This window comes from Agrobacterium sp. RC10-4-1, from assembly GCF_014138475.1.
GTDB lineage: Bacteria > Pseudomonadota > Alphaproteobacteria > Rhizobiales > Rhizobiaceae > Agrobacterium > Agrobacterium pusense.
In genome coordinates this window covers 264,124-276,812 of sequence record NZ_JACJIT010000003.1, presented here as the reverse complement: position 1 = coordinate 276,812, position 12,689 = coordinate 264,124, and the positions used below count along the sequence as shown (strand labels likewise).

The following is a 12,689-nucleotide window of genomic DNA, read 5'->3' as shown; positions in this document are numbered from 1 at the left end:
AAAATATGCGGTGATGAATCTCTGTCATGAAGCTGGCCTATGAGATTTCGATGCGCTGTCGAGCGAGAGTGGAAAGCAGGCTGAAATGGCAGTCATGGAAGGCGATGGTGGATTAAGGCTTTTGGCAAAGAAGCTTGGCCGGAACTGGCTGCCCGTGCTCGTCGTCAGCATGCTCGCCATCGTGGCAGTTTCCGAGTTGCACACGCCCTATATGCCGGCCGTCCTCTGGCTCTGTGCGGTCATCGCCATTCTGGCCGTTCGCGAAAAACCGGCCTTTTCCGAAAAGGCCAAAAATGCGGCCGGACAGGTGGATGAGCCTGATGTTCCGGCTGAAAGTGTCATTTCCGGCGTCAGGGCAGGTCTTGCCGTGCTGGATACGCCCGTTTTCATTCTCGACAAGAATGCCAGCGTGCTGTTTCAGAACGGCGCGGCCGAACGGGCGTTTGGTCAGCTTCCCGCCGGGGCGCATATTTCCGCAAGGCTGCGCTCGCCGGGCCTGCTGGATGTCATTCGCGAAACCATCACCACCGGGGAGCCCAATCAGGTCGAACATTCCGAGCGTTTCCCCTCAGAACGGGTCTTCATCGTCCGTATCGCCCGTGCGGATATGGGCGAGGGGGCGGGCCCGCTTTTCTACATCCTGTCATTCCGCGATGTCTCGGAACTTCGCCGCATCGACCGCATGCGCAGCGATTTCGTCGCCAATGCCAGCCATGAACTGCGCACTCCGCTGGCTTCCCTGCGCGGTTTCATCGAAACCATGCAGGGGCCGGCACGCAACGATCCCAAGGCGCAGGAGCGTTTCCTCGCCATCATGCTCGATCAGGCAACCCGCATGAGCAGGCTCGTGGATGACCTCATGTCCCTTTCGAGGCTGGAGCTGCGCGCCAATATCGCGCCGGATCAGAAGGTCGATCTCGTTCCCGTCATAGGCCATGTGCGCGATACGCTTCTGCCGCTTGCCAACGAACTCGATGTCGATATCACCCTGCATCTGCCGGATGGTCCTGCGGAGGTGCAGGGAGATCGCGACGAACTGGTGCAGGTATTCCAGAACCTCGTGGAAAATGCATGCAAATACGGCCAGGAAGGCAAGATTGTTGATGTCTGGCTGCGGGCTGAGCCCGGCAAGCCGGTAGAGGTGAGCGTCGTCGACCGGGGGCCGGGCATACCGGCCGAACATGTGCCGCGGCTGACGGAACGGTTTTATCGAGTCAGCGTCGCCGACAGCCGCTCCAAAAAGGGAACGGGGCTTGGTCTTGCCATCGTCAAGCACATTCTCACCCGCCACCGCGCTCGGCTCATCATTAAATCTGAACTGGGCAGCGGCACGGATTTTACCGTCAGATTCTGACATAAACACCCGTACATACAAAATATCACGTAAATTTGCCTTTTAAATCAATTATTTAGCTTGTCACAAATCTTTCATTGAAGTGACATAAAAGGATGGGGCTACGGTGGTTAAGAAGAGGTCGCCGAGCGCATGCTAAGAGCGAGTGCCGCTATCGGCTGCGTCCACAAACAAGCCCACGACGGGAGAGACAAATGAACTTCGTTAAATTTTCCGCAGCAGCTCTGGTGGCTTCTGTCGCCTTCGCTGGCGCCGCCGCTGCTCGCGACCAGATCCAGGTTGCCGGTTCCTCCACGGTTCTGCCTTATGCCAAGATCGTTGCCGAGACTTTTGCCGAAACCTTCCCGAACTTCAAGGCTCCGGTCGTCGAGTCGGGCGGCACGGGTGGCGGTCTGAAGGCGTTCTGCTCGGGCGTGGGCGAAGGCACCATCGACGTCGCCAACGCATCGCGCAAGATCAAGAGCGACGAACTGGCCGCCTGTAAGGCTGCTGGCGTTACCGACGTTCAGGAAGTGAAGATCGGTTACGACGGTATCGTCTTCGCAATGGATTCTTCCAACAAGGACATCAAGCTTGAGCCGAAGGACCTTTACCTCGCTCTCGCCGCTGAAATCGTCAAGGACGGCAAGCTCGTTGCCAACCCCTATAAGAAGTGGTCGGAAATCAACAAGGAACTGCCGGATGTAGCGATCGCCGCTTACATCCCGGGTTCCAAGCACGGCACCCGCGAAGTCTTCGAAGAGAAGATCATGGCTGACGGCTGCAAGGAAGCCAAAGCGACCGACGTCATCAAGACGCTGATCACCGACGCCAAGCAGGCTGCTGCCAAGTGCGTAGCAGTCCGTAAGGACGGCGCTGCAGTCGACATCGACGGCGACTACACCGAGACGCTCGCTCGCATCGACGCCAACAAGACAGGCCTCGGCGTCTTCGGCCTCGCTTTCTATGAAAACAACGCCGACCGCCTGAAGGTCGCAACCGTTTCGGGCGTTGTTCCGTCCACTGAAACCGTTGCCAGCGGCAAGTACCCGGTTTCCCGCCCGCTGTTCTTCTACGTGAAGAAGGCTCACCTGGGCGTTATCCCGGGCCTTAAGGAATATGTCGAGTTCTTCGTTTCCGACGAAATGATCGGCCCGGATTCCCCGCTCGCAAATTACGGCCTGGTTGCCGCTCCGGACGCAGAGCGCGAAGAAATCCGTGCCAAGTTCTCGGCCGGTTCCACGATGTAATGAAGAAGGAGGGGTGCGGCCTGCCGCGCCCCTCATACCATCCGGTGCCTCTCCGCTTGGGCGAATGTCTCCGGTTGACAGTTCCTATTCATCGTCGTCCACATGATTGTCTATGGATTACAGATGGATAGGATGTATCAACCTTGACGCTTGCCGGACTTTGATACAGTCACTTGGCAGGCATTCCGGGATGGTCCAGCGGTCTCGTTTTGATGACTTTTTGATTTGCCCTATATCGCACCGTGCTCCTGCGGCACGCCGAGGGAACTCTAATGAACACATCGATCCTTTTGCTGATACTGGCGCTGATCGGCATCGGCAGTTATCTGCTCGGCAGCCGCCGTGCCGTTGCCCTGTCTGGTGGGCGTCCTTCCAGCATGCATTCCCGAGCCGGTTATCACGGTTCATACGCGGTCGTCTGGGCGGTACTGCCCGCGGCGTTCATTCTCAGCGTCTGGCTGATTATCAGCCCGCTCATCGTGACGTCAGCGGTCCGCGGCGATTTCCCGGAAGACATCCGGGCGCAATCCGAGGCGCAGCAGAGCCTGACCTACGGCATGGTAACCTCCATCGCCCGCGGCCTTCAGCGGCTGACACCGGAAGAAACGGCGCAGGTCGATGCGGACACAAGCGCGGTGAGGCCTCTGCTTGCATCCAAGGGCGTGGCGATTGCCGGTGATCCGGAACGGTTCATGGTTGACGCCGCCCAAACGCTGAACACCATGACCGCCACGAGCCGTCTTGCGATGATCGCTGTCGTGCTGCTGGCCGCGCTTGGCGGCGCCACCTATGCGCTGCGGGCGATTGCACCGCGCTTCCGGGCACGCAACAAGGTCGAAAAGGTCATTCTCGGCGCTCTTCTTGTCGCATCTTCCATCGCTATCCTGACAACGATCGGCATCGTTCTGTCGATGCTGACGGAAGCGATCCAGTTCTTCAACATGGTTCCGGCTCACCAGTTCTTCTTCGGCACGGTGTGGGATCCGCGTTTTGCGGCTGCCGGTGCGACCGATTCATCGGGACAGTTCGGCCTGATCCCGCTGCTTGCCGGCACACTTTATATCGGCTTCGTCGCCATGCTGGTTGCCGTTCCCGTCGGACTGTTTTCGGCGATCTATATGTCGGAATATGCTTCACCCCGCCTGCGCTCGGTGGCAAAACCGCTGCTCGAGGTGCTCGCCGGCATCCCCACCATCGTCTACGGCTTTTTCGCGCTGACGACGGTCGGTCCTTTCCTCAGAGACATTTCTGCGCAGATCAACGGGCTGGCGACGGGTAACTACGCCAACTTCATCCAGGCGCAGAGTGTCATCACCGCCGGCTTCGTCATGGGTATCATGTTGATCCCCTATGTGTCGTCGCTGTCGGATGACATCATCACCGCCGTGCCGCGTTCGCTGCGCGATGGTTCGCTCGGACTTGGCGCCACGCGCTCCGAAACCATCAAGAGGGTCATTCTTCCGGCTGCTCTTCCCGGCATCGTCGGCGCCGTGCTGATGACGGCGTCGCGCGCCATCGGCGAAACCATGATCGTGGTTCTGGCGGCAGGTGTCGCTGCCCGACTGCAGCTTAATCCCTTCGAGCCCATGACCACGGTGACGGTCAAGATCGTCAGCCAGTTGACGGGCGACCTTGAATTCACCTCGCCGCAGACGCTGGTTGCCTTTGCGCTTGGCATCACGCTTTTCGCCATCACGCTTTGCCTGAATATCTACGCGCTTTACATCGTGCGCAAATACCGGGAGCAATATGAATGACCGACATCGCCTCTCCCGCAGCTGGTGCGAACGCCGTCAAGGCGACGCGTCGTGATATCGGCATCAAGCGCCGTTATGCCGCCGAACGCCGTTTCCGTGCTTATGGCATGGCAGCGATTTCCTTCGGCCTCATCTTTCTCTTCCTTCTGCTTTTCTCGGTTGTCTCCAAGGGTTACACCGCGTTCCAGCAGACGATGATCACCGTTCCGGTGGAGTTCTCCGAACAGATCATCGATCCCAAGAACGAGCGTGCCACCAATCCGACCAAGCTTATGACGGCCAATTATCCCGTTCTTGCCCGTGATGCGGTTGCCAAGGTTCTGGGCGTCGCGCCAACGGACCGCACCGGTCTTCGCGCCGTCAACCTTCTGATCTCCGATAGCGTACGTACGCAGCTTCGCGATATCGTCGTTGCCGACCCCGCCGTTATCGGCACCACCCGCACGGTGACGCTGCTGGCCTCGGGCGACGTCGACAGCGCCTTCAAGGGCCAGGTCGATCTGACGGCGGATGAAGCCAATCGCCGTATCTCGAACCAGCAGCTCGGCTGGATGAACCAACTCGCCGAAAGCGGGCAGCTTGGCAAGCATTTCAATACCGGCATCTTCATCAACGGCGCCTCGAGCCGTCCGGAAGCGGCGGGTGTCGGCGTGGCGCTGATCGGCTCCTTCTACATGATGCTGATCGTGCTGGTGCTGTCGCTGCCGATCGGTGTTGCAGCTTCGATCTACCTTGAGGAGTTTGCTCCGAAGAACCGTCTGACTGATCTCATCGAGGTGAACATCAACAATCTCGCGGCTGTTCCCTCGATCGTTTATGGTCTGCTCGGCCTCTCCGTCTTCATCAACTTCATGGGCTTTCCGCGCTCGGCCTCGCTGGTCGGCGGCCTCGTCCTGACGCTGATGACCCTGCCGACGATCATCATTGCGACCCGCGCTGCCCTGAAAGCCGTGCCGCCGTCAATCCGCGCCGCCGCCCTGGGCCTCGGCGCGTCCAAGATGCAGACGATCTTCCACCACGTGCTGCCGCTCGCCATGCCCGGCATCCTCACCGGCACCATCATCGGCCTCGCACACGCGCTGGGCGAAACTGCGCCGCTGCTGCTGATCGGCATGGTGGCATTCGTAGCAAATTACCCGACAACGCCGATGGACCCGTCCACGGCCCTGCCGGTGCAGATTTACATGTGGGCGAATGAAGCGGAGCGCGCCTTTGTCGAAAGGACTTCAGGCGCTATCATCATCCTGCTTTTGTTCCTCATCGTCATGAATGTTGGCGCAATCCTGTTGCGTCGCCGCTTCGAACGGCGCTGGTAAAGGGAGATTGAGCAATGAACATGTTGTCGGAAGCAGCAGTTGAAAAGGCGCTGGACAAGAAAATGAATGAAGTCTCATACAAGATGATCGGCAAGGACGTTTCGGTTTATTACGGCGAAAAACGCGCGCTTTACGACGTGAACCTCAACGTTCGCGAAAATACGGTAACCGCGCTTATCGGCCCGTCCGGCTGCGGTAAATCCACCTTCCTGCGTACCCTGAACCGTATGAACGACACGATCGACGGTTGCCGGGTAACGGGCAAGATCACGCTCGACACCGACGATATCTATGATCAGGCGATTGACGTCGTGGAGTTGCGCGCCCGCGTCGGCATGGTGTTCCAGAAGCCAAACCCTTTTCCGAAGTCGATCTACGAAAACATTTCCTACGGTCCACGCATTCACGGTCTCGCCCGCAACAAGGCGGATATGGACCAGATCGTTGAGCAGAGCCTTCAGAAGGCGGGTCTCTGGAACGAGGTTAAGGATCGTCTGCACGAATCCGGCACCGGTCTTTCCGGCGGTCAGCAGCAGCGCCTGTGCATTGCACGCGCCGTTGCCGTCAGCCCGGAAGTGATCCTGATGGACGAACCCTGCTCGGCGCTGGATCCGATCGCCACTGCCAAGGTCGAGGAACTGATCCACGAACTGCGCACCAATTACACGATTGTTATCGTCACGCACTCCATGCAGCAGGCGGCACGTGTTTCCCAGCGTACGGCCATGTTCCATCTCGGTCACCTTGTCGAGGAAAATGAAACCGACAAGATGTTCACCAATCCGGATGACCAGCGCACGCAGGATTACATCATGGGCCGCTTCGGCTGATCGCGGCCGGCGCTTTATCGCAACCCAACAAGACTGGTGCCGCTGCGGCCCCGCTTCGGGCGGTCGCATGCAAGGCCAAGCCGGAGGAATAGACCGTGAACCAGACAACGACCCATTCGCATATTCTGTCTGCTTATGATGACGAACTGAAGTTCCTGACGCGACGCATCGCCGAGATGGGCGGTCTCGCCGAGCAGATGTGTGCTGACGCCGTGCGTGCGCTCGTCAATTCCGACGCCGCGCTTGCCCAGAAGGTCATTTCCGATGACGCTATCCTCGATCATTCCGAGCGGGAGATCGGCGACAAGGCCATCGTCACCATCGCCAAGCGCCAGCCGATGGCGGCAGACCTTCGCGAAATCATCGGCACCCTGCGGATCGCCGCCGACCTCGAACGCGTTGGCGACCTCGGCAAGAACACCGCAAAACGCGTCATCGCGGTCGCCGGAACGGGCGTGCCGCGCAAACTCGCCCGCGGCATAGAGCACCTGTCGGAGCTGGCGCTGGTACAGCTGAAGGAAGTCCTTGACGTCTATTCGACACGTTCCGCAGAAAAGGCCAATGCCATTCGCGAGCGCGACGAGGAAATCGACGCCATGTATACCTCGCTCTTCCGCGAGCTTCTGACCTACATGATGGAAGATCCGCGCAACATCACCACCTGCACGCATCTTCTGTTCTGCGCCAAGAATATCGAGCGCATCGGTGACCATGCCACCAACATCGCCGAGACGATCTATTACATGACCACCGGCAGCCAGCCGGAGGGCGAGCGTCCGAAGGACGACAGTTCCAACACGCTCGGTTCGGTGACCGAGTAACAGACAAGCAGCGGCTTGCGGAGTTAGCATATGGTGCCCAAGATTGCAGTTGTGGAAGATGAGGAAGCGCTGAGCGTCCTGCTTCGTTACAATCTCGAGGCTGAGGGATATGACGTCGACACCATACCCCGTGGAGACGAGGCAGAGATCAGGCTGCAGGAACGTGTTCCGGATCTGCTCATCCTGGATTGGATGCTTCCCGGCGTTTCCGGTATCGAGCTGTGCCGTAGGCTCAGGATGCGGCCGGAAACCGAGCGCCTTCCCATCATCATGCTGACGGCGCGCGGCGAGGAAAGCGAACGGGTTCGCGGACTCGCCACCGGCGCGGACGATTATGTGGTCAAGCCGTTTTCCACGCCGGAACTGATGGCCCGCGTCAAGGCCATGCTGCGCCGGGCCCGTCCGGAGGTTCTGTCTTCGGTGCTGAAGTGCGGCGATATCGAGCTGGATCGCGAGACGCATCGCGTTCACCGCAAAAGCCGCGAGGTGCGTCTCGGTCCGACGGAGTTCCGCCTGCTGGAATTCCTGATGACCTCTCCGGGCCGCGTGTTCTCCCGTTCGCAATTGCTGGACGGCGTCTGGGGTCACGATATCTATGTGGATGAGCGGACGGTTGACGTGCATGTCGGACGTCTCCGCAAGGCGCTCAACTTTTCCCATATGCAGGATGTCATCCGCACCGTGCGCGGTGCCGGATATTCGATGGAAGCCTGATCGGAACCGAACTGAGGGTTCCCCTCAGCATGACGTTCCGCCAGAATCGAAAGGCCCGAAACCGGAATGGTGTCGGGCCTTTTCATTTTGAACCTTCCGCAAGCACGATATTTTCATTTCTTTGACGAACGGTTGAGAGTCCACCGAAATTCGGATTGAGGGGCGAAACCCGACGACGATGAGTAAGCCTTGGTGTTCTGCTGTCGCTGCCCGGGAAGCGCGGTATTTTGTCACAAAAAACGGGCCCGAAGGCCCGTAGTTTTTGAGTGTCAAATGTGTGCCGCAACACTCAAGCCTTGCGGCGCTCGCTGACCGGTTGGTAGGCGAGTTTCGCATGGAATTTGCAATAAGGTGACGATTCCAGCGCTTCACAGCCGCAGAAATGGAAATCGTCTTTCAGGGGGTCGCCGACCGGCCACTTGCAGGTGCGCTCCGTCAGTTCCGTCAGCGTCAGCCGGCGGGAGATCGGAGTAACGACGTTTCTGGACGGAACGTAATCGAGAATTTCAGCGGTTTCGATGCCGACCTCTTCCTGAAGAGCGGTCGCCGCGTTGGAGCGGGTCAGGATCCGAGCAGGTGCAGCGTTGACGCGGCCAGCGAAATTCGCCGTGCGCGGGGCAGGTGCAGCAGTCCGCTTGGGCGCAGAACGCGCCGACGTCACCGGGCCGCCAGCCTTGACGCGTCCGGGCAGATTAAGACGATGGACCTTGCCGATCACGGCATTGCGGCTGACGCCGCCCAGCTGAGCTGCTATCTGGCTGGCGCTCAGTCCTTCGGCCCACAATTTCTTGAGTTTCTCGACCCGCTCGTCTGTCCAGTTCATGCCGCTTCTCCGCTTTTCGCGTGTATTTCGACAGAATCCTTCTCCGTCTCGCGGGCATGCCGCGAGCGTGGTTTCTGCCTGATTTTTGGTGACTAGTTCCGCCGCAATGCAGTCTAGTAATTAGCGATTAACCTAGTGCCACGCAGACTCCGTGGCAAGAGTCGCGGGAATCATCTCGAATCGATTTTCCGGTTTTCCCCAACTTGCTGGCGAGTTGAGTCAGAAAGGCAACACCTTGGGCCTTGCGACCTGCCACCTACTAGGGCTTGAGAAGCCTAGGAAATACGGACTTTTGTTGACATCGGCAAGCGAAGTGACAATAGTGCCCCTGCCGCCGCGAGGCGGCATTTTTGATTTTCAGGCGAGGGATAACCCTCGAAGCCTATTGACAACCGTCTGACAGCGCATCCGCGCAAGGAGTGATACAGCCATGGCCGAAGCCGCCGCGCCATTGTTCGATACATTTGCAAGAGCCCCCCTCCGCTTCGAGCGAGGCGAGGGCGTCTGGCTGTACACCGAAAGCGGCGAGCGATATCTCGATTTTGCGGCCGGCGTTGCCGTCAATTCGCTGGGCCATGCCCACCCACATCTTGTCGACGCGATCAAGACGCAGGCCGAAAAGGTCTGGCATGTCTCGAACCTCTATGAAGTTCCGGGCCAGGAAAAGCTTGCCAAGCGCCTGACGGAGGAAACGTTCGCAGACAAGGTCTTCTTCACCAACTCCGGCGCGGAAGCACTGGAATGTGCAATCAAGACCGCGCGTCGTTATCATTATTCCAAGGGCCACCCGGAAAAGTTCCGGATTATCACCTTCGAAGGCGCCTTCCATGGTCGTACGCTTGCAACGATCGCAGCCGGCGGCCAGCAGAAATATCTCGAAGGTTTCGGTCCCAAGGTCGAAGGCTTTGACCAGGTACCTTTCGGTGATGTCGATGCGCTGAAAGCCGCCATCACGGCCGAGACGGCAGCGCTTCTGATCGAGCCCATTCAGGGTGAGGGCGGTATTCGCGCACCCAGCAAGGAATTCCTTCAGTTACTGCGGTCGCTTTGCGACGAACACGGTCTGCTGCTGATTTTCGATGAGGTGCAGACGGGCGTTGGCCGCACGGGTAAGCTCTTTGCCTATGAACACACTGGTGTCGCCCCCGATATCATGGCGGTTGCCAAGGGCATCGGCGGTGGTTTTCCGCTGGGCGCATGCCTTGCAACGGCTGATGCCGCTTCCGGTATGACGGCGGGCGTGCATGGCACCACCTATGGCGGCAATCCGCTGGCCATGGCAGTCGGTAATGCCGTGCTTGATGTCGTCCTCTCTGACGGCTTTCTGGAAAAGGTTCGTGACGTCGCGCTGGTTTTCCGCCAGGGCCTTGCTTCGCTGAAGGACCGTTATCCTGACGTTATCGAGGAAATCCGTGGCGAAGGCCTGCTTCTCGGCATCAAGGCCAAGGTGCCCTCGGGCGAGCTCTTGCAGGCCATGCGCGCCGAGCATCTGCTGGGCGTACCAGCGGGCGATAATGTCATTCGTCTCCTGCCGCCGCTCGTCACCACGGCGGAAGAAGCCCGTGAGGGGCTGGCACGCGTGGAAGCGGCCGCCGCTTCTCTCACAGCGAAACAGGCAAAAATCGCCTGAGGAAACACTGAAGGGCGGGCCTCTTTCCTGGGGCTCGCAAGCATGGGACAGTTTGAAATGGCTTCACCTAAACATTTTCTCGACCTGTCGGCCGTCAGCTCGCAGGACCTGCGGGTAATTCTCGACGATGCCCGCGAACGCAAGGCGGCCACCAAGGCTGGAACGGCAGAAAAACCGCTTGCCGGCAAGATGCTGGCCATGATCTTCGAAAAGCCATCCACGCGGACCCGCGTCTCCTTCGATGTGGGGATGCGCCAGCTTGGCGGCGAGACGCTATTCCTCTCTGGTACGGAAATGCAGCTCGGCCGCGCAGAAACGATCGGTGATACGGCAAAGGTGCTGTCGCGTTACGTTGACGCCATCATGATCCGCACGACAGATCATTCGCGCCTGCTCGAGCTTGCCGAACATGCGACAGTGCCTGTCATCAACGCCCTGACGGATGACACGCATCCATGCCAGATCATGGCTGACATCATGACTTTCGAAGAACATCGCGGTCCGGTCAAAGGCAAGACGATTGCGTGGACAGGGGACGGCAATAATGTCCTGCATTCTTTCGTGGAGGGCTCGGCCCGTTTCGGCTACCGCATGACGATGGCAGTGCCGATGGGCTCCGAACCGCATGACAAGTTCCTGAACTGGGCCCGCAACAATGGCGGCGAGATCATGTTGTGCCACGATGCCGACAAGGCGGTGGCGGGCGCTGATTGCGTCGTCACCGATACCTGGGTCTCCATGAATCAGGAACACAAGGCGCGCGGCCACAACATCTTCCAGCCCTATCAGGTCAATGAAGCCCTGATGGCCAAGGCGGAAAAAGACGCGCTGTTCATGCATTGCCTGCCGGCTCACCGCGGCGAAGAGGTGACGGATGCGGTGATCGACGGCCCGCAATCGGTGGTCTTCGACGAGGCGGAAAACCGCCTCCACGCGCAGAAATCCATCATCGCCTGGTGCATGGGCGTCATCTGAAAATATCACCCGTTTGATCAACGTCGGGCGGGTGCTTGAACTTCTCGGCAGCGATTACCATCTGTTGGACTTCGAAGAGGCTCGTCGGTTTTCTGGCGGGCCCTCGTCACGATTTGCACGTTTTTCCCCGGAAGCGGTTTCTCTTCCCGGGTCTCTGTGCGACAAGCGGAAAAAGCACATTTCGAAAGCCGGACTTTTGGACGGTAGCGGCGCCACGGCTGCGCCAGGGAGTATGACATGGCAGATGTAACGGTTGAACTGGACGATCTCGATTTTGCTGGCGACGACAAGGTCGTGCCCTTTCAGGTCGAAGGTCTGGATGTGCGCGGCCGCGGCGTGCAGGTGGGTCCGCTGCTGAATGCCATTCTCGAGCGCCACGATTACCCGGCTGCGGTCGCCCGCCTGCTGGCGGAAGCGACCGTTCTGACGGCGTTGATCGGCACATCGCTCAAGTTTTCCGGCAAGCTGACGGTACAGACCAAGGGCGACGGTCCGGTGGACCTGCTGGTGGCGGATTTCACCGCGCCGGAAAGCATGCGCGCTTATGCCCGTTTTGATGAGGAGCGGCTGGCGGAGGCCCTTGCGGCAGGGGCGACTTCGCCGGAACAATTGTTGGGCAACGGTATTCTGGCCTTCACGATCGATCAGGGCGCGGGCATGCAACCCTATCAGGGCATCGTGCCACTCGATGGCTCGTCGCTGGAAGACATTGCCGGGGTTTATTTCCGTCAGTCGGAGCAGCTTCCAACCCGTGTGCGCCTCGGTGTGGCCGAATTCTTCGATCGCGACGGGGAAGGCAAGCCGCGTCATGGCTGGCGTGCGGGCGGCGTTATCGCCCAGTTCCTGCCGCAGGCGCCCGAGCGGCTGCGTATGCGTGACCTGCACGGCGGCGACGGCGATGAAGGCGGTCACGATGTGCAGGAGGACGATGCCTGGACGGAAGCCGTGACGCTTTTGAACACCGTGGATACGGACGAACTGACGGATCCGCAGGTGCCGGTGGAACGACTCCTCTTCAGGCTGTTCCATGAAAGCGGCGTGCGCATCTATGATCCGCAGTCCATTTTCGATCGCTGCAGCTGCTCGCGGGATAAGATCAAGGGCGTGCTCTCGGGCTTTACCGCCGAAGAGATCAAGGCAAGCGAGGAAGATGGCGCGATTGCCGTGACCTGTGAGTTCTGCTCGACCACTTATCGCTACGATGTTAGCGAATTTGAAAACGCCTGAATAAGGGTCGCGC

Annotated in this window: 11 protein-coding genes; 10 read left to right on the top strand and 1 reads right to left on the bottom strand. The window is 59.3% G+C overall.

Features of this window, described 5'->3' with window-relative positions:
• The first annotated feature begins 85 nt into the window (after positions 1-85).
• The 7 genes from phoR to phoB all read left to right on the top strand — a co-directional run bounded on the left by phoR (position 86) and on the right by phoB (position 8,021).
• Positions 86-1,354, top strand: coding sequence for a phosphate regulon sensor histidine kinase PhoR (gene phoR / locus FHW77_RS09905; protein WP_004439761.1), 1,269 nt, complete (start codon positions 86-88; stop codon positions 1,352-1,354).
• Positions 1,355-1,548: 194 nt separating this feature from the next.
• Positions 1,549-2,583: a substrate-binding domain-containing protein gene (locus FHW77_RS09900; protein ID WP_004439763.1), complete on the top strand. Its 1,035-nt coding sequence runs from the start codon at positions 1,549-1,551 to the stop codon at positions 2,581-2,583.
• 272 nt (positions 2,584-2,855) lie between these two features.
• Positions 2,856-4,340 carry a phosphate ABC transporter permease subunit PstC gene (gene pstC, locus FHW77_RS09895; RefSeq protein WP_004439765.1) on the top strand — a complete coding sequence of 495 codons (1,485 nt, stop codon included), beginning with the start codon at positions 2,856-2,858 and terminating at the stop codon, positions 4,338-4,340.
• A complete protein-coding gene (gene pstA / locus FHW77_RS09890; RefSeq protein WP_004439767.1) occupies positions 4,337-5,656 on the top strand; it encodes a phosphate ABC transporter permease PstA in 1,320 nt (439 codons plus the stop codon). The genes pstC and pstA overlap by 4 nt, the downstream gene beginning before the upstream one ends.
• A gap of 14 nt (positions 5,657-5,670) precedes the next feature.
• The gene (gene pstB, locus FHW77_RS09885; protein ID WP_003519986.1) at positions 5,671-6,486 is read left to right on the top strand and encodes a phosphate ABC transporter ATP-binding protein PstB; all 816 of its coding nucleotides are present in this window, start codon (positions 5,671-5,673) and stop codon (positions 6,484-6,486) included.
• Between the two features lie 95 nt (positions 6,487-6,581).
• Positions 6,582-7,307: a phosphate signaling complex protein PhoU gene (phoU, locus tag FHW77_RS09880; RefSeq protein WP_004439770.1), complete on the top strand. Its 726-nt coding sequence runs from the start codon at positions 6,582-6,584 to the stop codon at positions 7,305-7,307.
• A 30-nt stretch (positions 7,308-7,337) separates the two neighbouring features.
• Positions 7,338-8,021: a phosphate regulon transcriptional regulator PhoB gene (gene phoB / locus FHW77_RS09875; RefSeq protein ID WP_004439772.1), complete on the top strand. Its 684-nt coding sequence runs from the start codon at positions 7,338-7,340 to the stop codon at positions 8,019-8,021.
• A gap of 289 nt (positions 8,022-8,310) precedes the next feature.
• On the opposite strand, the gene FHW77_RS09870 is transcribed toward phoB, so the two are convergent.
• Entirely contained in the window at positions 8,311-8,844 is a 534-nt protein-coding gene (locus tag FHW77_RS09870) for a GcrA family cell cycle regulator (protein ID WP_004439774.1), read from the bottom strand.
• A 430-nt stretch (positions 8,845-9,274) separates the two neighbouring features.
• Here FHW77_RS09870 and FHW77_RS09865 point away from each other — a divergent pair, with 430 nt between their 5' ends.
• The 3 genes from FHW77_RS09865 (at position 9,275) to FHW77_RS09855 (ending at position 12,676) form a co-directional block, all read left to right on the top strand.
• On the top strand, positions 9,275-10,474 hold the full coding sequence (locus tag FHW77_RS09865) for an aspartate aminotransferase family protein (protein ID WP_004439775.1): 1,200 nt from the start codon (positions 9,275-9,277) through the stop codon (positions 10,472-10,474).
• A 57-nt stretch (positions 10,475-10,531) separates the two neighbouring features.
• Positions 10,532-11,449, top strand: a complete 918-nt coding sequence (gene argF / locus FHW77_RS09860) for an ornithine carbamoyltransferase (RefSeq protein ID WP_004439776.1) — start codon at positions 10,532-10,534, stop codon at positions 11,447-11,449.
• 237 nt (positions 11,450-11,686) lie between these two features.
• Entirely contained in the window at positions 11,687-12,676 is a 990-nt protein-coding gene (locus tag FHW77_RS09855; RefSeq protein ID WP_034496084.1) for an Hsp33 family molecular chaperone, read from the top strand.
• The last annotated feature ends 13 nt before the right edge of the window (positions 12,677-12,689 follow it).